This is a genomic window from Mycobacterium sp. NGS56 (genome assembly GCF_059812425.1).
Map to the genome: position 1 here is coordinate 294,318 of NZ_JCALCQ010000004.1, position 20,532 is coordinate 314,849.

General features: G+C 66.8%; 19 protein-coding genes. 7 read left to right on the forward strand and 12 right to left on the reverse strand.

Going from position 1 to position 20,532, the window contains the following annotated elements; translation table 11 throughout:
• The first annotated feature begins 13 nt into the window (after positions 1-13).
• A complete protein-coding gene (gene sigB / locus AC5Y4F_RS14350) occupies positions 14-973 on the forward strand; it encodes a sigma-70 family RNA polymerase sigma factor SigB (RefSeq protein ID WP_067127016.1) in 960 nt (319 codons plus the stop codon).
• Positions 974-1,101: 128 nt separating this feature from the next.
• A complete protein-coding gene (locus AC5Y4F_RS14355) occupies positions 1,102-1,791 on the forward strand; it encodes an iron-dependent transcriptional repressor DtxR (RefSeq protein WP_067935812.1) in 690 nt (229 codons plus the stop codon).
• 19 nt (positions 1,792-1,810) lie between these two features.
• Here the strand turns inward: AC5Y4F_RS14355 and AC5Y4F_RS14360 are convergent, their stop codons facing one another.
• Positions 1,811-2,869 (reverse strand): DUF4192 domain-containing protein, encoded by a 1,059-nt coding sequence (locus AC5Y4F_RS14360; RefSeq protein ID WP_067935813.1) that lies wholly within the window; start codon positions 2,867-2,869, stop codon positions 1,811-1,813.
• A gap of 113 nt (positions 2,870-2,982) precedes the next feature.
• Here AC5Y4F_RS14360 and sthA point away from each other — a divergent pair, with 113 nt between their 5' ends.
• A complete protein-coding gene (gene sthA, locus AC5Y4F_RS14365) occupies positions 2,983-4,398 on the forward strand; it encodes a Si-specific NAD(P)(+) transhydrogenase (protein WP_067935814.1) in 1,416 nt (471 codons plus the stop codon).
• 51 nt (positions 4,399-4,449) lie between these two features.
• On the opposite strand, the gene AC5Y4F_RS14370 is transcribed toward sthA, so the two are convergent.
• On the reverse strand, positions 4,450-5,286 hold the full coding sequence (locus AC5Y4F_RS14370; protein ID WP_067935815.1) for a trypsin-like serine peptidase: 837 nt from the start codon (positions 5,284-5,286) through the stop codon (positions 4,450-4,452).
• A gap of 237 nt (positions 5,287-5,523) precedes the next feature.
• Here AC5Y4F_RS14370 and AC5Y4F_RS14375 point away from each other — a divergent pair, with 237 nt between their 5' ends.
• From AC5Y4F_RS14375 to AC5Y4F_RS14385, 3 genes are all read left to right on the forward strand, one after another.
• Positions 5,524-6,495: a proteasome assembly chaperone family protein gene (locus AC5Y4F_RS14375; RefSeq protein WP_067935818.1), complete on the forward strand. Its 972-nt coding sequence runs from the start codon at positions 5,524-5,526 to the stop codon at positions 6,493-6,495.
• Positions 6,496-6,558: 63 nt separating this feature from the next.
• Complete coding sequence (locus AC5Y4F_RS14380; protein WP_067935821.1) at positions 6,559-7,590, forward strand: alpha/beta fold hydrolase; 1,032 nt, start codon at positions 6,559-6,561, stop codon at positions 7,588-7,590.
• A gap of 45 nt (positions 7,591-7,635) precedes the next feature.
• Positions 7,636-8,322, forward strand: a complete 687-nt coding sequence (locus AC5Y4F_RS14385; RefSeq protein ID WP_067935824.1) for a PhzF family phenazine biosynthesis protein — start codon at positions 7,636-7,638, stop codon at positions 8,320-8,322.
• 11 nt (positions 8,323-8,333) lie between these two features.
• Here the strand turns inward: AC5Y4F_RS14385 and AC5Y4F_RS14390 are convergent, their stop codons facing one another.
• The 3 genes from AC5Y4F_RS14390 to AC5Y4F_RS14400 all read right to left on the reverse strand — a co-directional run bounded on the left by AC5Y4F_RS14390 (position 8,334) and on the right by AC5Y4F_RS14400 (position 9,979).
• On the reverse strand, positions 8,334-8,819 hold the full coding sequence (locus AC5Y4F_RS14390) for a peroxynitrite isomerase (RefSeq protein ID WP_067935830.1): 486 nt from the start codon (positions 8,817-8,819) through the stop codon (positions 8,334-8,336).
• Positions 8,820-8,871: 52 nt separating this feature from the next.
• On the reverse strand, positions 8,872-9,336 hold the full coding sequence (gene nrdR / locus AC5Y4F_RS14395; protein WP_067935835.1) for a transcriptional regulator NrdR: 465 nt from the start codon (positions 9,334-9,336) through the stop codon (positions 8,872-8,874).
• Positions 9,337-9,484: 148 nt separating this feature from the next.
• A complete protein-coding gene (locus tag AC5Y4F_RS14400; protein WP_067935838.1) occupies positions 9,485-9,979 on the reverse strand; it encodes a LysM peptidoglycan-binding domain-containing protein in 495 nt (164 codons plus the stop codon).
• Positions 9,980-10,269: 290 nt separating this feature from the next.
• Between AC5Y4F_RS14400 and lexA the strand changes: the two genes are divergently transcribed.
• A complete protein-coding gene (lexA, locus tag AC5Y4F_RS14405) occupies positions 10,270-10,968 on the forward strand; it encodes a transcriptional repressor LexA (protein WP_067935841.1) in 699 nt (232 codons plus the stop codon).
• 17 nt (positions 10,969-10,985) lie between these two features.
• Here the strand turns inward: lexA and AC5Y4F_RS14410 are convergent, their stop codons facing one another.
• The 7 genes from AC5Y4F_RS14410 to AC5Y4F_RS14440 all read right to left on the reverse strand — a co-directional run bounded on the left by AC5Y4F_RS14410 (position 10,986) and on the right by AC5Y4F_RS14440 (position 20,184).
• Positions 10,986-13,166 carry a sunset domain-containing protein gene (locus tag AC5Y4F_RS14410; RefSeq protein WP_067935844.1) on the reverse strand — a complete coding sequence of 727 codons (2,181 nt, stop codon included), beginning with the start codon at positions 13,164-13,166 and terminating at the stop codon, positions 10,986-10,988.
• Between the two features lie 652 nt (positions 13,167-13,818).
• Positions 13,819-14,979 carry an acyl-CoA dehydrogenase family protein gene (locus AC5Y4F_RS14415; RefSeq protein WP_067935847.1) on the reverse strand — a complete coding sequence of 387 codons (1,161 nt, stop codon included), beginning with the start codon at positions 14,977-14,979 and terminating at the stop codon, positions 13,819-13,821.
• Positions 14,980-15,121: 142 nt separating this feature from the next.
• Positions 15,122-16,561 carry a GTPase HflX gene (gene hflX / locus AC5Y4F_RS14420; RefSeq protein ID WP_067935849.1) on the reverse strand — a complete coding sequence of 480 codons (1,440 nt, stop codon included), beginning with the start codon at positions 16,559-16,561 and terminating at the stop codon, positions 15,122-15,124.
• 45 nt (positions 16,562-16,606) lie between these two features.
• Positions 16,607-17,479: a diaminopimelate epimerase gene (gene dapF, locus AC5Y4F_RS14425; RefSeq protein WP_067936215.1), complete on the reverse strand. Its 873-nt coding sequence runs from the start codon at positions 17,477-17,479 to the stop codon at positions 16,607-16,609.
• Positions 17,480-17,483: 4 nt separating this feature from the next.
• Positions 17,484-18,431: a tRNA (adenosine(37)-N6)-dimethylallyltransferase MiaA gene (gene miaA / locus AC5Y4F_RS14430; RefSeq protein ID WP_499997460.1), complete on the reverse strand. Its 948-nt coding sequence runs from the start codon at positions 18,429-18,431 to the stop codon at positions 17,484-17,486.
• 8 nt (positions 18,432-18,439) lie between these two features.
• Entirely contained in the window at positions 18,440-19,132 is a 693-nt protein-coding gene (locus tag AC5Y4F_RS14435; RefSeq protein WP_067935851.1) for a class III extradiol ring-cleavage dioxygenase family protein, read from the reverse strand.
• A gap of 74 nt (positions 19,133-19,206) precedes the next feature.
• Positions 19,207-20,184, reverse strand: coding sequence for a DMT family transporter (locus AC5Y4F_RS14440; protein ID WP_067935852.1), 978 nt, complete (start codon positions 20,182-20,184; stop codon positions 19,207-19,209).
• Between the last annotated feature and the right edge of the window lie 348 nt (positions 20,185-20,532).

Genomic DNA, 20,532 nt, shown 5'->3' on the forward strand with positions numbered 1-20,532 from the left:
ACGGGAGGTCGCTATGGCGAACGCCAGCACGAGCAGATTTGACGGCGATCTGGATGCTCAAAGCCCCGCAGCGGACCTAGTGCGCGTATATCTGAACGGAATCGGTAAGACGGCACTTCTCAACGCCGCCGGCGAAGTTGAACTTGCCAAGCGCATCGAAGCCGGGCTTTATGCCGAACACCTGCTCGCAACGCGTAAGCGCCTCGGGGAGAACCGTAAACGCGATCTGCAGGCCGTGGTTCGTGATGGCCAGGCGGCGCGCCGCCACCTGCTAGAGGCGAATCTGCGTCTGGTGGTGTCGCTGGCCAAGCGTTACACGGGCCGCGGTATGCCACTATTGGACCTGATCCAGGAGGGCAACCTGGGGCTGATCCGCGCGATGGAAAAGTTCGACTACACAAAGGGATTCAAATTCTCGACCTACGCGACGTGGTGGATCCGTCAGGCCATCACCCGCGGCATGGCCGACCAGAGCCGCACCATCCGGCTGCCGGTTCACCTGGTTGAGCAGGTCAACAAGCTGGCGCGGATAAAGCGCGAGATGCACCAGAATCTGGGACGCGAGGCCACCGACGAGGAGTTGGCCGCCGAATCCGGCATTCCGGTCGAAAAAATCAATGACCTGCTCGAGCACAGCCGCGACCCGGTAAGCCTGGACATGCCGGTCGGCTCCGAGGAGGAAGCCCCGCTGGGCGACTTCATCGAGGACGCCGAAGCGATGTCGGCCGAGAACGCGGTGATCGCCGAGCTGCTGCACACCGACATCCGCAGCGTGTTGGCGACTCTGGACGAGCGTGAGCACCAGGTGATCCGGTTGCGTTTCGGCCTGGACGACGGCCAGCCGCGCACGCTGGACCAGATCGGCAAGCTGTTCGGCCTGTCTCGCGAGCGGGTCCGTCAAATCGAACGGGACGTAATGTCGAAACTCCGCAACGGTGAGCGCGCCGACAGGCTACGGTCGTACGCGAGCTAAGGCCCACCCAAGCTAGGTAGCAGACAGTATGCCCGCCGCGCCAGCGGCGGGCATACTGCTTGCCTGGGAGGCGTTGCAACCATTCGCGCAGCTGGGCAAGTAGACTCAGCGTCGACGGAGGGTGCTGAATGAACGACCTGGTTGACACCACCGAGATGTACCTGCGGACCATCTACGACCTCGAAGAAGAGGGCGTTACGCCGTTGCGAGCCCGAATCGCCGAACGTCTCGATCAGAGCGGGCCGACTGTCAGCCAAACCGTGTCGCGCATGGAGCGGGACGGTCTACTTCACGTGGCCGGTGACCGCCACCTCGAACTCACCGACAAGGGCCGGGCGCTGGCCATTTCCGTGATGCGCAAGCACCGCCTCGCCGAACGCTTGCTGGTCGACGTGATCGGCCTGCCCTGGGAAGAGGTCCACGCCGAGGCGTGCCGCTGGGAGCACGTGATGAGCGAGGACGTCGAGCGTCGCCTGGTGAAGGTGCTCAACAACCCGACCACCTCACCCTTCGGCAACCCGATCCCCGGGCTTCTGGACCTGGGCGTGGGCCCCGAGTCCTGGTCCGAGGACGGTCCCCTGGTCCGGCTGACCGAGTTGCCGCCTGGCGCGCCCGCGGCGGTGGTGGTGCGCCAGCTGACCGAACACGTCCAGGGCGATATCGACCTGATATCACGGCTGAAGGACGCCGGCGTCGTCCCCAACGCGCGCGTCACCGTCGAGACGAGCTCCGCCGGGGTGACCATCGTCATTCCTGGCCACGAGAACGTCACGCTGCCGCACGAGATGGCGCACGCGGTCAAGGTCGAGAAGGTCTGAGCCGGGCTGTTCCTGCCACCTACCCCGCCCTGCGCCCGAACTGCCTGCGCGGCGGTAGCTGCACCCCAAACCGCTTTGCCAGGCGGTAACCGGTTAACGCCAGGTCCCTGATGTCCTCGGGCCGCAGACCCGATTGCAAGGCGGTGTCCAGCATGCCGGCCATCCGATGGTCGGGCTCACAGCGCAGCGCCTCCTGCAGTGACACCCCGGCGAGCGGACCGTCGCCGCGGGCATACGCGCTGAACGCGATCAACACCAGCGCCTCGACGCGCCACGGCGAGGGCAACGTGCGCGCCAGCAGCGCCCAGAGCGATTCAATTTCGCCGGCCCTCTCCCCGACCGCAAGGGCATAGAGCATGTCGCGCACCTGCGCGTCGCTCAGTGCGCAGCCCAGCGTCGCCAACTCCGTTTCGGACAGCGATTCCCCGGCCGCGACCCGGGTGGCGGCGGACATCGCCGTCTCTAGGTCGGCACGGGTGCAGCGGATCGGATGCGCCCGATGCGCTGCGCGACGCCGGGCGGCCTGCCGCCGGAGCGCGCCGACCAGCGCGTCGCTGCGCGCCGGATCGCCGGGCGCGATGACCGCTTCCAGGTCGGCGCGACGCGGATAGAGCCGTCTGCCTTCCAGGACCGCCGCGGCGGCCAGCGGGGAGGCCGCGGGATCATCGACCAGGCCGCTCGAACCGCAGCCCTCGGCGCAATGCCACCGGCCGCCCAGGGCCACCTTGTCGACCAGATGTGTGGCCCACAGCTCGATGTTGTGCTGCGACAACGCTTTATCGAGTACGGCGGACAGCTGCCGGTATTCCTCGTTGCAACTCGGACAGTAGGCCCCGTCCGCGTCGACGATCACCGCGATCACGGCCTCGGGGGCCGCCGCGGCGGTGACCTCCGCCAGGTGCCCCAGCCGATCGACAAGCTCGTCGGAAAGGTCGACCCGCATCACCGAACCGAGCCTCCCGTCGCCCAAAGACACTAATATCAATGAATTTTCGGGAACGAAGCCGAGGACGGCCGGCAGCGCGGCGATGAGTGCGCCGGGGCGGGAAAGTTCGAAGTCTTCTCGATGCGTCGTCATGAGCACCCACGCTGACGGCCGCCACCGTCAAGCGGCGCACACGTGCGCGGACCCGGCAACCGACCTGTGGATGAACCCAGCACTGTGCGTTGTGCTGCCTTAATGTTTAAGCCATGAGTTCGGCGCAAGAGTACGACATGGTGGTGATCGGGTCCGGGCCCGGCGGACAGAAGGCCGCCATCGCGTCGGCCAAGCTCGGTAAGTCGGTCGCCGTCGTCGAACGCGGACAGATGCTCGGCGGTGTGTGCGTCCAGACCGGCACCATCCCGTCGAAAACGTTGCGCGAGGCGGTCCTGTACCTCACCGGGATGAGCCAGCGCGAACTCTACGGCGCGAGCTATCGCGTGAAGGAGAAGATCACTCCGGCCGATCTGCTGGCCCGAACCCAGCACGTGATTGGCAAGGAAGTTGACGTGGTGCGCAACCAGCTGATGCGCAACCGCATCGACCTGCTGATCGGTCACGGGCGTTTCGTCGACCCGCACACCATCGAAGTCGAGGACCCGTCGCGGCGCGAAAAGATAACCATTACGGGTAAATACGTGGTCATCGCCACCGGCACCCGGCCCGCGCGGCCCTCCGGCGTCGAGTTCGATGAACACCGGGTGCTCGACTCCGACGGGATCCTCGATCTCAAATCACTGCCCGCCTCGATGGTGGTGGTCGGCGCCGGCGTCATCGGCATCGAGTACGCCTCGATGTTCGCCGCGCTGGGCACCAAGGTCACGGTGGTGGAGAAGCGCGACGACATGCTCGACTTCTGCGACCCGGAGGTCGTCGAGGCGCTGAAGTTCCACCTGCGCGACCTGGCGGTGACGTTCCGGTTTGGGGAGGAGGTGACCGCGGTCGACGTCGGATCGGCGGGCACCGTGACCACCCTGGCCAGCGGCAAACAGATTCCCGCGGAGACGGTGATGTATTCGGCCGGGCGGCAAGGCCAGACCGATCATCTCGATCTGCACAACGCCGAGCTGGATTCCGACAACCGAGGCCGGATCTTCGTCGACGACAATTTCCAGACCAAAGTGCCCCATATCTATGCCGTCGGCGACGTGATCGGCTTCCCCGCGCTTGCCGCGACGTCGATGGAACAGGGACGCCTGGCCGCCTATCACGCGTTCGGGGAAGCCTCCGACGGCATCACCGAGTTACAACCCATCGGCATCTACTCCATCCCGGAGGTCTCCTACGTCGGCGCCACCGAGGTGGAGTTGACGAAGGACTCAGTCCCCTACGAGGTCGGTGTGGCCAGATACCGGGAGCTGGCGCGCGGCCAGATCGCCGGCGACTCCTACGGGATGCTCAAACTGCTGGTGTCCACCACGGACCTCAAGTTGCTCGGCGTGCACATTTTCGGCACCAGCGCCACCGAAATGGTGCACATCGGGCAGGCCGTGATGGGGTGTGGCGGCACCGTCGATTATCTGGTGGACGCTGTATTCAACTACCCCACGTTCTCCGAGGCGTACAAGGTGGCGGCGCTCGATGTGATGAATAAGGTCCGGGCGCTCAACCAGTTCCGGATTTAACCCCAGGGTGGCGACCCACTACGCCCGGCTCCGCCGCGCTGGCGATCACCACTAACAGGTGTCTTGAAGGTCGTTCGGGACCGGATCGCCGGGCCCGCCGGCCTCGGCGCGGGCCAGTAGCTGGCCGGTTTGCGCGTCGAACGGCGCCGAGTACGACATGTTGGCGGCGCAGCCGCCTCGCTCGAGGCCGCCGATCACCCCGATCAGTGTGGTGCCGCTGACCCAGGGCGCACCGCTGGTGCCGTCCACCAGCCCCTCACAGGCCAAGGCCGGAAACCCGGTGTCGGTGACTGACGTGCTGGCCTGACACCCGATGGGCGAGCCGCCCACCCCGGCCGGATAGCCCAGCACGGTGACGCGGCTGCCCGGCGGCGGCGTCACACCTAGTGTCAGCGCCAGGCCGGCCTTGGACTCGACGGGAGCGCGGGCGTCATTGCTGACCCGCGCAATCGCATAGTCGGCGCGCGGATCTTTACTGGCCGTCCAGCGTGGGTCGAGGTAGACCGCGTCGGCCTTCCACACATCGGCGGGGCCGGGTGCGGCATCCCCGGCGAAACCGGGAACAAAGGTGATCAGCGAAGCACCGGCCAGGCAGTGCGCGGCGGTCATGATCAGGTTGCCTCCCGGCGAATGCACCACCGAACCGGTGCACACGTGTAGCGGGCCGCCGTCGATGAAAATTGCCCCGATGCGACGATCCGGCTCGACCGGACCAGCGACGGCCTTTTGCTCGGGCTGGCTGAGCCGCTGCACCGGGCCGCCGACGCGCGGAGGGGACACCGGCGCACCCGAAACGTGATCGACCGGACGGTGACACGACGTCAGCGACATCGCCACCCCCACCACCGTGCAGAGCATCAGGATCCGAATGCGCATCGCCTTCATCATGCCTGACCAATGCACTGCAGGCCGACTTGCGCACATCGTGGTGCGTCACGTGGGTTGCCGGCGTATGGGGGTCGGGGGCGGCCCGCGTGAGGTCTCGTTTGCGGATTACGAGTGAGAATTATCCCGTTCCAGCTAACAGCGTGAATGCGAAGTTCGCTGATAGATGTTGGTGCCGCCCGATTCGGGGGACACTTGGTAGGGCACCCTGAAGAGACCCTCGAGAGGAGGCGATTGAAGATGGCTCACCATCAGGACCCAGACGATCAGTACCAGCAAGGGCAGGCTGGCATGTACGAGCTCGAGTTGCCGGCGCCGCAGTTGTCGACGTCCGACGGCCGCGGCCCCGTGCTGGTGCACGCCCTGGAGGGCTTTTCCGACGCCGGCCATGCCATCAAGCTGGCGGCCGCGCACCTCAAGGCGGTGCTCGACACAGAGCTGGTCGCATCCTTTGCGATCGACGAATTGCTGGACTACCGTTCGCGGCGGCCACTGATGACGTTCAAGACCGATCACTTCACCCACTACGAGGATCCCGAGCTGAGCCTGTACGCGATGCGCGACACGATCGGCACACCGTTCCTGTTGCTGGCCGGCATGGAACCGGATCTCAAGTGGGAGCGCTTCATCACCGCGGTGCGGCTGCTGGCCGAGCGCCTCGGCGTGCGCCAGACCATCGGCTTGGGAACGGTCCCGATGGCGGTCCCGCACACCAGGCCGACCACCATGACCGCACACTCGAACAACCCGGAGTTGATCGCCAACTTCCAGCCGTGGATTGCCGAGATCCAGGTGCCGGGCAGTGCCTCCAACCTGCTGGAATACCGGATGGGTCAGCACGGGCACGAGGTCGTGGGCTTCACGGTGCACGTCCCCCACTACCTCACGCAGACCGATTACCCGGCCGCCGCGCAAGCGTTACTCGAGCAGGTCGCCAAGACCGCGTCGCTAGAACTTCCGCTGACCGCGTTAACCGAAGCGGCCGAGGTGATTCGGGCCAAGATCGACGAGCAGGTGGAAGCGAGCACCGAGGTCGCTCAAGTGGTGGCCGCGCTGGAGCGCCAGTACGATGCCTTCATCGACGCTCAGGAGAACAGATCGTTACTGACTCGCGACGAGGATCTGCCTAGCGGCGATGAGCTAGGCGCAGAGTTCGAGCGATTTCTGGCCCAGCAGGCGGAGAAGAAGTACGACGACGACGACAAGTCCTGACCCATTCATCGTGACGCCCTAGCCAGACCGCCCTTAGCCCGGCCCGACACCAAGGTTGGCGATATGACCGAGCGGAAGCGCAATGCCACGCTCCGCCCGGTGCGTGAAGTCACCGCACCCAAGCTCGAGTACCGCACCATTCACGGTTACCGCCGGGCCTACCGTATCGCCGGTTCCGGACCGGCGATTCTGCTGATCCACGGCATCGGCGACAACTCCACGACGTGGAATACCGTGCAGGCCAAGCTCGCCCAGCGGTTCACAGTGATCGCCCCCGATCTGCTCGGCCACGGGCAATCCGATAAGCCGCGCGCCGACTACTCGGTGGCCGCGTACGCAAATGGGATGCGTGACCTGCTCAGCGTGCTCGACATCGAGAGGGTCACAATCATCGGTCACTCGTTGGGTGGCGGTGTGGCTATGCAATTCGCCTACCAATTCCCGCATTTGGTGGAACGGCTGATCCTGGTGGGCGCCGGCGGCGTGACCAAGGACGTCAACTTCGTCTTACGCTGGGCCTCGCTGCCGATGGGCAGTGAGGCGATCGCCCTGCTGCGGTTGCCCCTGGTGCTGCCGGCGGTTCAGATCATGGGACGTGTCCTGGGCATGGCGCTGGGCAGCAGCGGGCTGGGCCGCGATCTACCCAACGTGCTGCGCATCCTCGACGACCTGCCCGAGCCGACGGCGTCCGCGGCGTTCAGCCGGACGCTGCGCGCCGTGGTGGATTGGCGCGGTCAAATCGTCACCATGCTCGACCGATGTTATTTGACCGAAGCCATCCCGGTGCAGATCGTTTGGGGCACCAAGGATGTGGTGGTTCCGGTTCGGCATGCGTGGATGGCGCATGCCGCGATGCCGGGCTCGCGTCTCGAAATCTTCGAAGGCTCCGGCCACTTCCCCTTCCACGATGACCCGGCCCGCTTCATCGATGTCGTCGAGCGCTTCATCGATTCCACCGACCCCGCCGAATACGACCAGGCCAGTCTTCGCGAACTGCTTCGCACCGGCGGTGGCGAGCAGGCCGTCTCGGGTCCCGCGCCCACTCGCGTCGCCGTGCTGAACGCCATCGGTTCCGACGAACGCAGCGCCACCTGATCACCTCGATCGATGTGGGCCGATGCGGCGCCGTACAGTCGGCCCATGGGAATCGGCGTGACGGTGTTGCGGGTGTTCACCGATTCGGACGGCGACTTCGGTAATCCCCTAGGCGTGGTGGACGCCGGCCAGGTCGAGCCCGCGCACCGGCAGCGGCTGGCAACCCAATTGGGCTACAGCGAGACCGTTTTCGTCGACCTCCCGGCCCCCGGCTCCACCACGGCGCACGCCACCATATACACCCCGCGAACCGAACTGCCGTTCGCCGGCCACCCGACCGTCGGCGCGACGTGGTGGCTGCGCGAGATCGGTTCGCCGATCAACACGCTGCGGGTGCGGGCCGGGATCGTGCCGGTCGGTTACGACGACGACCGCGCCAGCATCAACGCTCGCGCGGAATGGGCGCCCGACATCGCGCTGCACGAATTCACTTCGGCCGGCGAGGTTCTCGCCGCCGACCCGGCCGACTATCCCGATGACACCGCGCATTACCTGTGGGCCTGGACCGACCGGGCGGCAGGCTCGCTGCGGGCGCGCATGTTCGCGGCCAACCTCGGTGTGGTCGAGGACGAGGCGACCGGCTCGGCGGCGATGCGGATCACCGACTACCTGAGTCAGAGCCTGCGGATTACCCAGGGCAAGGGCTCCGTCATCGACACGACCTGGAGCGCCGAGGGCTGGGTCCGGGTGACCGGCCGGGTCGTCAACGACGGTGTGAGACAACTTGACTGACGCCTGCGTGCTCAGCGCTGCCGGTGCAGCACGGCGGTGAGGTGGTCCTGCAGCGGTTGCCCGACCGCACTCATCTGCACCGTGTAGGAGAGCTCGTCACCGTCGATGCGGAACGAACGGCCAAGCGCGGTCACCTCTTTAGCGCTGGGTGTCAAACCGACCGCCGTGGTCGACATCTGCATTTCGATGCGGTCACCGCTCACCGAGTAGGTGCCGACCTCGATCTCGGTGATACCGCTGGGATGCGCCAGAACTATTTCGAGATGACCCGGCTGTGGCACGCGAAGAAAACCGGTTTCGGCGTGCAACGGCTTGCCGTCGGCGACGGCCTTGGTTTTCTGCCCGTAGGTGAGAAACGGCTTACCGACATGGCCGAACACGACTTCTTCGAGATAGTCGAAGGGCGGGATGGTGGGGTACTTGCCCGCACCCTGGCCGGACCAGGTCCCAAGGAGCGGGGCCAACGCCGCAAGGTCGGGATGCAAGTCAGGAGGCATGAAGCCGAGCCTAGCCCGCTGAGGAGCCGGGCAATCCGAGGACGCCGACCCGTCAGCCTGGGGCTGCTACTCCGCGGTGTTCGCGTAGCGCCTGAATCTCGCGTTCGAAGTCGTCCGCGGACTCAAACGACCGATACACGGAGGCGAATCGTAGGTAGGCCACCTCGTCCAGGTCACGCAACGGACCCAGAATGGCCAGGCCGACTTCATGACTGGGTATCTCGGGTGAGGCCGCGGCGCGCACGGTGTCTTCGACCTGCTGGGCCAGCAGGTTCAGCGCATCGTCGTCGACCTGGCGCCCCTGGCACGCCCGGCGCACGCCGCTGATGACCTTCTCCCTGCTGAACGGTTCGGTGACGCCGCTGCGCTTGACCACCGCCAGCACCGCGGTCTCCACGGTGGTGAAGCGTCGCCCGCATTCGGGACAGGATCGGCGGCGCCGGATGGCCTGCCCTTCGTCGGTCTCGCGCGAATCGATCACCCGCGAATCGGGATGGCGGCAGAACGGACAGTGCATGACCGCTCCTTCATCGCGCCGACAAGGTACCGCTGGACTTTGAGCGTACCCGCGCGTCGAACTACACAGCTAATGAAGCCGCCGGCCGTACGAACTCGGCATTGGCATCCCGGATCCGCAGCCCATAGCCCTTTTTTCACAACGTTGCTCAGCCGACCGGAGCGATCAGGGTCTGTCCCGCCATGAGGTTCGACGAGTGTAGATCGTTGAGTTCGCGGATGCGGTCGGCGACCTGGGTGGTCGGCGCGTCGGGCGCCACGCGATGCGCGAAGTCTTGAAGCGACTCGCCCGCATCGACGCGGACGATGGCGAGCCGGTCGGGAACGTGGGCCGCAGAGTTCGTGGAGTCGCCGTTGAGGACCTGCCCGACATTGGCGACGAGACCCAGCCACAGCGTGATTGCCCCGGCGGCCAGCGCCAGCCCGATGGTCGATGCCCAGGTGGTGGCGCGCCTGCCGTGGCGAGCGACGGACATCGCCACCCCGGTGCCGCCGTAGCGCGTGGCCGCATTCGTCGGCCGCGTCGGCGTGGGCCGGCGGGTCCGGGCCAGCCCGTCCCGTCCGTAGCGAGCACCCTGGACGGGTCCATTGATCGGGCGCCGAAGACTGCTGGTATGCGGCGCAGGCGGGTGGATGACTGTCATCTTCGTTCCTCCGGTCAACTAACTCTCGCTCGTGTGTTCGACCCTAATCGCCTGTATGTTCGAAACCGAACATTTGAGCGAAGCGTGTCGCACGAGCAAACGCTAGATCACACCACCGACAAGTTCGTCGGCCTCTACCACTGTCACGAGGCAACAAATACCCGATATCCCGAAGAGTTACACACTTGTGATTCATCGGCCTCGGGCCTTTTAAGCGAGCTGAACCGAGCGGCGACACGCTACTCGAACACATGTTTGATTCTTGCTCGCGCTGCGGCTACATTCAGTGCATGGGCGACATCAACGACGTTTCATCGGCCGGTCCCCAGGCCCGGCTGCACTCCGTGGATCCCTCGCTGACCGAACGGCAGCGAACCATTCTGAATGTCATTCGCGCCTCGGTCACCAGCCGCGGCTACCCGCCCAGCATCCGGGAGATCGGCGACGCCGTCGGTCTGACGTCGACGTCATCGGTGGCGCACCAGCTGCGGACCCTGGAGCGCAAGGGATACCTGCGCCGCGACCCCAACCGCCCGCGCGCCGTCGATGTCCGCGGCGCCGACGACGACGTGGCCGTGCCCGCCACGGAGGTGGCCGGCTCGGACGCCCTGCCCGAACCCACGTTCGTCCCGGTGCTCGGGCGCATCGCGGCCGGCGGGCCCATCCTCGCCGAAGAGGCCGTCGAAGACGTCTTTCCCCTGCCGCGCGAATTGGTCGGTGAAGGCACGCTTTTCCTGCTCAAGGTCGTCGGTGACTCGATGGTCGATGCCGCGATCTGTGACGGCGACTGGGTGGTGGTGCGTCAGCAGAACGTCGCCGACAACGGCGACATCGTCGCGGCGCTGCTCGACGGTGAGGCCACGGTCAAGACCTTCAAACGCGCCGGCGGTCAGGTGTGGCTGATGCCGCACAACCCGGCGTTCGATCCCATCCCGGGCAACGACGCGAGCGTGCTGGGCAAGGTCGTCACGGTTATTCGCAAGGTCTGACGCGGGAGCGGACCCAGTCAGTCGGCCCTGGTGAAGCCGTTCGCCTGCGCGACTTCTTCGCTGGACAACCAAATTTCGGCGAGCGTGTCCTGATACAGGTCGCTGTCCGGCATGTAATACAAGCCGTAACGCGCGCTCGCCTTGACGGGATATCCGTCGGGCGCCTGGTACGGGTCATCGAGCGGCAGGTGGATGGTGGGTCGCCCGTCCGGTCCCGCCATACCGTTCTCCGAGGCGTCCTCGGCGGCGTGCCGACCGCTTCGTGACGGAGTCTTTACGCCCGCCTCGGCGACCACGGCGGCTCCTACCGCGGCGTCGGCCGCGGCATCCGGTGCGGGCTCGACGTCCGGTTCCGGGAGGTCGAGGTATTCGTCTTCTGGCTCAGCGGTTTCCAGGGCGCTGGCCACGGCATCGTCGTCCGCTGGGGTGGAGGGAAGGACGTCTGGGTACTCGTCTTCCGGATACGTCTCCTCCACATAACCGGCATCGGGATCCTCGGCGTCGAGATAGGCGGCGTCGTCCGCCGTCTCGGGCTCGGCGACATCCGGAACGGCGTCGGTGTAGTCGGTGTAGTCGTCCCCGGCATCGGGATAGGCGGCCTCCGGCAGCATCTCCTCGGAGACGACCGGGATCGAGTCGGTGTCGACCGCGTCGGGGTCTTCCTCGTCGAACCCGTGGTCGCCTCCGACGGCAACTTGACGTTGCCAGCCGACCGGCCCGGCCTCCGGCTCCGGTTCGGGCTGGCGCGGCGCGGCTTGTCCAAACGAGTCGGCGGTGACGTCGGAATCGTCGTGTCCCCAGCGCTCGTCGGCGTCGTAGCCGAAGTACCCCTCGTGGCCGGGCGCGTAGGCCGCGGCGTCCTCGTGGTCGGGCCGGCGGCGCCGCCATACGAACAGCACCCACGCCAGCAGCACGATCAGCGCCACCACCGGAAGGGCGGCAACCAGCCACCACCAGTGCCAGGTGGACTTCTTCGCGTGCGGCGGCATAGCCGAGTTGCTCGGCTGGTCCTGACCCGACACCTGCAGGCCGGACAGCAGCTTCGCCAAGTTGGCCGGCTCCGTGCTGAACGTGTTCTTTGCCCGGTTCCACGAAATCTTGCCGCCGGTGAACTGCTGGGAGATGACATCGCCGTTGACGGCTTGGTCGGCGACGGGGGCACCGAGTTTTCCGGCCGGAGCGCGCAGCTTGTCCCACGCAGTCTTCATCGCCCCGCGTACGACGAAGGCGCCGTGGTCGGAAGTCCAGAAGATGACCGGCTTGTCGGCCGCGGAGAAGGTGGCGATACGGCTGGAAGGCCCTATGCCGCCGTCGGTTTCGTTGGTGGTCGGGAAGCCCAGGTCGCTGCCGACCGGTCCGCCCAGTGACTCGTACTTGGCCAGTATGTCGCTTTCGAGGGCGTTCGCGCCGGTCGCTGGGGTGAAGAACACCTTGCCGCCGGCGAAGTTCTGGGCGATCCCGTCCCCGCCGACCCGATATTGCCCGCCCTGCTTGGCGCCCAACGGCCCCGTGGGTCCCCCGGCCGCGCGCCAGGCGGTGTTGATCGCGGCGGTCGGATCGATCGCTACCTGTAGGCCCTTGAGCTGGTCGGCCAGTGCCGGCGGTTCGGTGGTGAACTGCTTCGTCTGCCGGTTCCACGAGACCTGGCCGCCGCTGAATTTCTGGGAGGACACCTCGCCGCTGTAGGTCTCGTCGCCGACCGGTACGCCGAGAACCCCGCCCGAGCTGCCCAGCTTGTCCCAAGCGGTGTTGAGTGCGCCACGCACCACGTGCGCGCCGTGTTCGGGCGTCCAGAAAATCACCGGCTTGTCGCTGGCTGAGAAGGTGATCACCCGGCTGTCCGGACCGGAGAGGCCTGGAACCTCGTCGATGGCCGGGAAGCCCAGATCGCTGCCGGCCGGTCCACCCAGCGACTCGTACTTGTCCAGGACGGGCCCGTAGGCGAATTTGGCTCCGGTGGCCGGGGTGAAGAACATCTTGCCGCCGTCGAAGTCCAGAGCGAAACCATCAGCGACCGGGTACACGTCGCCCCTACGGGCGCCCAGTGGCGAGGTGTCGCCGCCGGCCTTATCCCATGCGGCCATGATCGCGGCCTCGGCGTCGCCTATCGGACTCGCTATCGCGGTGGGCGCCAGCAATACCGCGGCCAATGCCGTCGTCGTCAGGCTGACCAGCGCGCTTCCGATCAGCTTGCGCATATGGCCTCTCTGCACTTCACCAAGCCTCCCAGCCGGCGGACATGGCCCATCCTGCGGCTATGCCCTTGCCTGCATAACCGGCGAGCGGGCGGTACTTGCGCCGGAAATGGACCCGCGCACAACCAGCCTTATCGTCGGGCTCGCATAACTTTGCTCCAACCGCCAAGAAATGCGAAGTCAAATCACGAATTTTACAAAAACGGATACCACACCGATGTCGAAATGATGCCGACCCATGGCTCGATCGCGATCCGCCGTGGCACCGTTCGTGCGGTGTTGCGGATACCGCACGGCAACGCGGCGGGAAGGCAAAATCGAATAACGAGGCCGGACTGCCGACTCGCGCAGCAGAATTGCGCCGGCCGCGGCTGCGCGGCGCGCATGAGCGGACGGCGCGATAGCGGGCCTGACTACGCGTGCTCACGCGGTCGGTATATCCGAAATCCATGGGCCGACGGTACGTGAGCCATCGGCGCATTCACGCTCTACCCCGGCACAACCGACCATTGCACGCATTGGTCGGTTCGTCGGCAATAGCGACGTGCGAGTCAACGAACGAATGTCCATCGCGTCCCGCCAGTGCCGGAGGCCCCTGCGCCGACAGCGTCGCGCCTATCCGAATCGCGCGTCTGCTATCCAGCAAAACGAAAGGCTAGACGCCGAGGCTGCGGCCGATGATTTCCTTCATGATCTCGGTCGTGCCACCGTAGATCGTTTGCACCCGGGCATCCAGATAGGCACGGGCCACAGGGTATTCACGCATGTAGCCATAACCACCGTGCAGTTGCAGACAGCGGTCGATCAGATGCACCTGCTTTTCGGTGCAGTACCACTTGGCCATGGCGGCCTGCTCGGCGGTCAGCTTGTGGTCCAGGTGCAGGCGGACGAACTCGTCGACCATCATGCGGACCACGGTAGCCTCCGTCGCCAGCTCGGCGAGCACGAAGCGGCTGTTCTGGAAGCTGCCGATCGGCTTACCAAAAGCCTTGCGCTCCTTGGTGTATTGCAGGGTCTGCTCGAGCACCTGCTCCATGGCCGCGGCGGCCATGATGGCGATCGAGATGCGTTCCTGCGGCAGGTTCTGCATGAGATAGATGAATCCCATGCCCTCCTGGCCCAGCAGGTTTTCGGCCGGCACCTTGACGTCGGTGAACGACAACTCGGCCGTGTCCTGGGCGTCGAGCCCGATCTTGTCCAGGTGGCGCCCGCGCTCAAAGCCTTCCATGCCCCGCTCGACGGCGAGCAGCGAGAAACCCTGAGAGCCCTTTTCCGGGTCGGTCTGCGCGACCACGAGCACCAGATCGGAGTTGATTCCGTTGGTGATGAACGTCTTTGAGCCGTTGAGCACGTAGTGGTCGCCCTGCTTGACCGCACGGGTCTTGATGCCCTGCAGGTCGCTACCGGTTCCCGGTTCGGTCATCGCTATCGCCGTGATCAGCTCTCCGGTGCAGAATTTCGGCAACCAGCGCTGCTTCTGCTCCTCGGTGGCCAGCGCCAACAGGTACGGCGCCACGATGTCGTTATGCAGGCCGAAACCGATGCCGCTGTACCGGCCGGCGGTGGTCTCCTCGGTGATGATCGCGTTGTACCGAAAGTCGGGGTTGCCGCCGCCGCCGTACTCTTCCGGCACTGCCATGCCGAGGAAGCCTTGCTTGCCGGCCTCGAGCCACACACCCCGGTCGACAATCTTCTCCTTCTCCCACTCGTCGTGGTAGGGCGCGACGTGACGCTCGAGAAAGCCCCGGTAGGACTCACGAAACAGGTCGTGCTCTGACTCGAAAAGAGTGCGCTGGTATTTGATGGCGCTGCTCATAAAAGACCTCCGGCGACTGGGGTTACTGCAGCCCAACATATACCAACCAGACGGTTGGTAGGCAGCCGGCGGGCTGACCTATTGTCGGCTCGGGTGCGTCGGGCAGCACTGCTCCGCGCGGCTCAACTGGGGGAATGCGCGTTCAGTGCGCGGAGAACTCGCGCAGCCGGCCGGCCAGCGCGAGCGGAACCCGGGCCCTGATGCGGGTGCCCTCGGCGTTGTGCTCCTCCCGCTGTACGCGCCCATCGGCGTGCAGCCGGGCCACCAGGTCGCCGCGGTGATACGGGATCACCACGTCGACGGCGGTGTCGGCGGGGACGGCGAGTTCGGCGATCCGGCGGCGCAGGGCGTCGATTCCGTCGCCGGTGCGCGCGGACACGAACATGGCGCCCGGCAGGGCATGGCGAAGCTTGGCCAGCGTCAAATCGCTTGCGGCGTCAACCTTGTTCACCACCACCAGCTCCTGCGGCGCGTCGCCGTCGTGGTCGGCCCCATAGTCGGCCACGACTTCGGAGACAACCTGGCGGACCGCGTTGATCTGCGCGAGCGGGTTGACGTCGGAGCCGTCGACGACGTGCACCAGCAGATCGGCGTCGACGACCTCTTCCAACGTGGAGCGAAAGGCTTCGACCAGTTGGGTGGGCAGGTGCCGGACGAACCCGACGGTGTCGGTGAGCACGAACGGCCGGCCGTCATCGAACTCGGCTCGTCGGGTGGTGGGTTCCAGGGTGGCGAATAACGCGTCCTGTACCAGCACCCCGGCCCCGGTCAGCGCGTTGAGCAGGCTCGACTTGCCGGCGTTTGTGTAGCCGACGATGGCGATGGCGGGCAGGTCGCTGCGCACCCGCCGGCTGCGCTGGGTGTCGCGGACCTGTTTCATGTCCTTGATCTCGCGGCGCAGCCTGGCCATGCGCTCGCGGATCCGCCGCCGGTCGGTCTCGATCTTGGTTTCACCGGGACCGCGCAGGCCCACGCCTCCCCCGCTGCCGCCGGCACGGCCACCAGCCTGGCGCGACATCGACTCACCCCAGCCACGCAGCCGCGGCAGCATGTATTCCATCTGGGCCAGCGAGACCTGCGCCTTGCCCTCTCGGCTGGTGGCGTGCTGGGCGAAGATGTCGAGGATCAGCGCGGTGCGGTCGATGACCTTGACCTTCACCGCCTTTTCCAGCGCGGTCAGCTGCGCCGGGGAGAGTTCACCGTCGCAGATGACGGTGTCGGCGCCGGTCGCCAGCACTACTTCGCGGAGTTCGGCGGCCTTGCCCGAACCGATGTAGGTCGACGGGTCCGGTTTGTCGCGGCGCTGGATCAATCCCTCGAGCACCTCGGAGCCGGCGGTTTCGGCCAGGGCCGCGAGTTCGGCCATGCTGGCCTCGCTGTCGGCGGCGCTGCCGTCGGTCCACACGCCCACCAGGACGACCCGCTCGAGCCGGAGCTGGCGGTACTCGACTTCGGAGACGTCGGTGAGTTCGGTGGACAGGCCGGCCACGCGGCGCAGCGCCGACCGGTCTTCGAGGGCGAGTTCGCCCGTGCTGGGCTCCGGGATTGCCGAAGCGCGGTCATGAAATTCAGGTTCTGTCATAGGCAATAAGAGATGATGCACGCGAAAACGGTGTCGCGCATCTGATTAACGCTGCTGTTCGCCCCACCATTCCTCGCTGATTTCTCCCTCGGCTACCAGTATGGACGGTCCTCGCAGGAAGCTGGTGGCGTCGGTGATGGTCACGACGACCTCACCGCCGGGCACCCTAACGGTCAGGGTGCCGGTGGCCACACCGGCACCGGCCAGTGCGGCGACCGCGGCGGCGACCGTTCCGGTGCCGCACGAGCGGGTTTCGCCCACTCCCCGCTCATGCACGCGCATGTGCACCGCCCCATCGACTGGTGCGGTGAGGATCTCGACATTCACCCCATCGGGGAATTGGGCCGGATCGAAGCTCACCGGCGCGGCAACGTCCAGTGCCGCCAGCGCCTCGGCGGTCAGTTGTGGGTCCACGCAGGCCAGGTGCGGATTGCCCACATCCACTGCCAGGCCCGCGAACCGCCGGCCGCTTACGACCGCTTCGCCGGGGCCCAAGGCATTGGCCTTGCCCATGTCGACGCTAATGTCGGCGGTGGTCGCATCGGCCCGATGCACCGCGACCGGCCTCGGGCCGGCCAGCGACCCGACCACGAATTCGTCGCGAGATTCCATGCCGCAGGCGCGCAGGTAGTGCGCGAAGACTCGCACGCCGTTGCCGCACATCTGGGCGACGGAGCCGTCGGCGTTGCGATAGTCCATGTACCAATCCCCGACCCCCACTCCGTCGGGCACCCGGTCGAGCACGCCGGCCGACAGCGCCGCACCGGCGGTGGTGATGCGCAGCACCCCGTCGGCGCCCAGGCCGCGGCGCCGGTCGCAGAGCGCGGCCACCCGCGACTCGGTCAGGCTCAGCTCCGCCTGCGGGTCCGGCAGCACCACGAAGTCGTTCTGGGTACCGTGGCCCTTCGCGAAGATCACCTGCTCAGGATACGTGGCGCCACGCCCGCATGGCGGCGTCGACGAGTGCGCCGCCCTCCGCGCCGGCATCGAGCCACTGCACGCGGTGATCCCGACGAAACCACGACCGTTGGCGCCGGACGTAGCGTCGGGTGCCGACGAAGGTCTGCTCGCGCGCGTCCCGCAGTTGATCTGCGCTGGGGCCCGCCGGACCGCTTGCATCCAGCGCCGTCAGCACCTGGGCGTAGCCCAGCGCGCGCGAGGCGGTGACCCCGTCGCGCAAGCCTTTGTCCAGCAGCGCGATCATTTCGCCGACCAGCCCCCCGTCGAACATGGCATCGGTGCGCCGGGCCAGCCGCTCATCCAGAAGTGTTGTGTCGCAGTCCAGCCCGACGATTGCGGCGTCCCACCTGGGGGCGCCGATCTGCGGTGCGGAGGCGGCGAACGGCTGGCCGGTCAGCTCGACGACTTCCAGGGCCCGCACGGTGCGGCGGGCATCGGTGGGCAGGATCCACGCGGCCGCGGCGGGATCGCGCCGGGCCAGCTCGGCGTGCAGCTCGCCCACCCCGATCTCGGCGAGCCGCTGCTCCCAGCGCGCGCGCACCGCGGGGTCGGTGGCGGGAAACGACCAGTCGTCGAGGAGCGACTGGATGTAGAGCATGGAGCCACCGACGATGATCGGCAGTGCGCCCCGGCCCGCGATCGCTTCGACGTCGTCGGCGGCGGCAGCCTGATAGCGGGCGACCGTCGCGGTTTCGGTGACGTCGAGGACATCGAGCTGGTGATGTGGGATGCCGCGGCGGGCGTCGATGGGCAGCTTGGCGGTGCCGATGTCCATGCCGCGATAGAGCTGCATCGCGTCGGCGTTGACGACCTCGGCGTCCACGCCGAGCCGCTCGACCCGTTCTGCAAGGTCGAGGGCCAACTGCGACTTGCCGGTGCCGGTTGGGCCGATGATGGCCAGGGGGCGCACGGCGGCCGTCACAGCTGCCAGGCGCCGGCGAAGTAGCCCACCCCGTAGGGCGCCCCGCGGTAGAACTCCTTGGCTGATCGCGGTCCGGGCTCGGCCAGCCCGGCGAGCACCTGAAACGCGACCCGCCCCAGGATCTGGGGTGGCAGGCGGCGCAGCGCGGCGATATCGCCGAGGGCGAGCGCGTCGTCCAGGGCCTCTTGCGCGTCGGCGTACTCGGGGTGGTATCCGCCAGGGGCCGCCGGTGTGAGCGTGTTGGCGCCATCGGCGACCACCAGCACCCCGACCGGCTGGGCCACCCGATCGATCTCGGCGCGTAGATGTCTGCCGAGACTCAGCGCTGCGTCGGATTCGCGATCGGTGCGGTAAATCCGGACCTGCGCGCTGGCGTCCGGCTGCGCCTGGCCGCGCACCCACCCGGCTATCAGCGCACAGACCGGAAACTCGACCGGCGGGACCGCCTCGTCGCTTCGCGCGGAAAGCCGGACGCGCACGTCCACGCCGAAACCTGCGAAGGTGCCCACCAGGTCCGGACTCAGTACCCGGTCGTCGGGCCCCGTCCCTATTGCTACCCAGCGGTCGGGCAGCAGGGCGGCCGCAGCAAGCGTCGCCGCGGTCAGGTCGGCCACCTCGGCGGTGGCCGTTCCGGCGAGATCGGGGACGAGGACCGGCGCCGACGGGACGATCGCAATCGCGCTCAGCACGCCACCAAACTAACGTGACCGCGCTGGCGGCCGGGCATCAGTTCACGCTGGCCGGGCCGTCCGAGCGCCGGACCTCAATGACGGAAGGCGTCCGCCACCATCAGACGATCGCTGGGTGGGCCGAAGTCGTCGTCTTCGGTCACCGTCCGGGCCGGTATTTCTCGCGGGGCACCACCGGACCCCCGATCGGCCCGGTCGATGGTGGCGGCCTCGCCGCGGGCCAGTGCGATGGTGGCGATGAAGACCACCGCCACCGCCGCGACCAGTAGGAAGGCCTCGGGGCCGCTGGCGTTCAGCGTCTCGCCCAACACCAGCACCCCGAGCAGGCCGGCGACCACCGGCTTGGCCACCGTCATCGTCGGCAACGACGCGGTCAGCGCGCCGGCGCGGAAAGCCGATTGCTGAAAGATCATCCCGGCCAGAGCCACCAACAGCCAGGGCACGAATTCGGGCGATGTCAGCACGCCCAGCGGGCCGTTCTCGGAGATCTCGACGATGCCCTTGGTCAGCACCGCGAACAGCGCCAACGACGAACCCGCCACCACCGCTAGCAGCACGGCCGAGAATGGGCTGCCGGCCCGCAGTCGCGCGGCCACCACGCAGGCCACCAGCAGCGGCACCATAACCATGGCGACGATGATCCAGGCTTGCAGCGGCGCGCGCTGGTGACCGGCGGCTGGGTCGCCGACGGTGATGACGACGGCCAATGCGGCGGCCAGGGTGAGCGCCCACGTCCATTCCCTTGGCGTCACCCGGCGGTTGACGAGCCGCGCGTAGATGGGCAGCGCGAACAGCAGGGCCGTCACCTGCAGGGCGGTCACCATGACGACCGAACCCCATGCCAGGGCGGCTGCCTGCAGGCTGTAGTTGGTGATCGCGGCCAGTCCGCCCAGCCACCACCGGGTGTCCCGCAGCGACATGCGGAATAGTTCCAGGTGGCCGACCGGCTTGTCGGTGATCTCGTGCGCGGAACGCTGACGAATCACGTCGCCAACCGCCGATGCCAGCGCCGCGCACAACGCAAGTAACGCCGCGACATCAACTTTTGACATGATCGATCCCTCCGCTTACACCCGTCCGACCCAGCTTTCCCCGTGGCGCAAGCAAATACACGCACAATTCGCGTTCAGTTCAACTACAAAGTTATGACGTTCAGCACCTGGCTGGTTGCGCCGCGGGTAACCGTTCAACTATTACTTCAGCAATCTATGTAACTCGTGGGATTACTCTAAGAGACCTACACAGGTAGCTGTGTGCGCCCGCTAGCTCCTTCGCTGCCAGCCGTTTGGGCTTGGCTCACTCTGCGCAATGGGATAAGCGTCACAAACATCGGCTTGATCGTCGGCGAGTCGTCCGCGTTTCGCCGGAAGCGGCTTGCTCCTGTGCGATGCCCCAAAGAC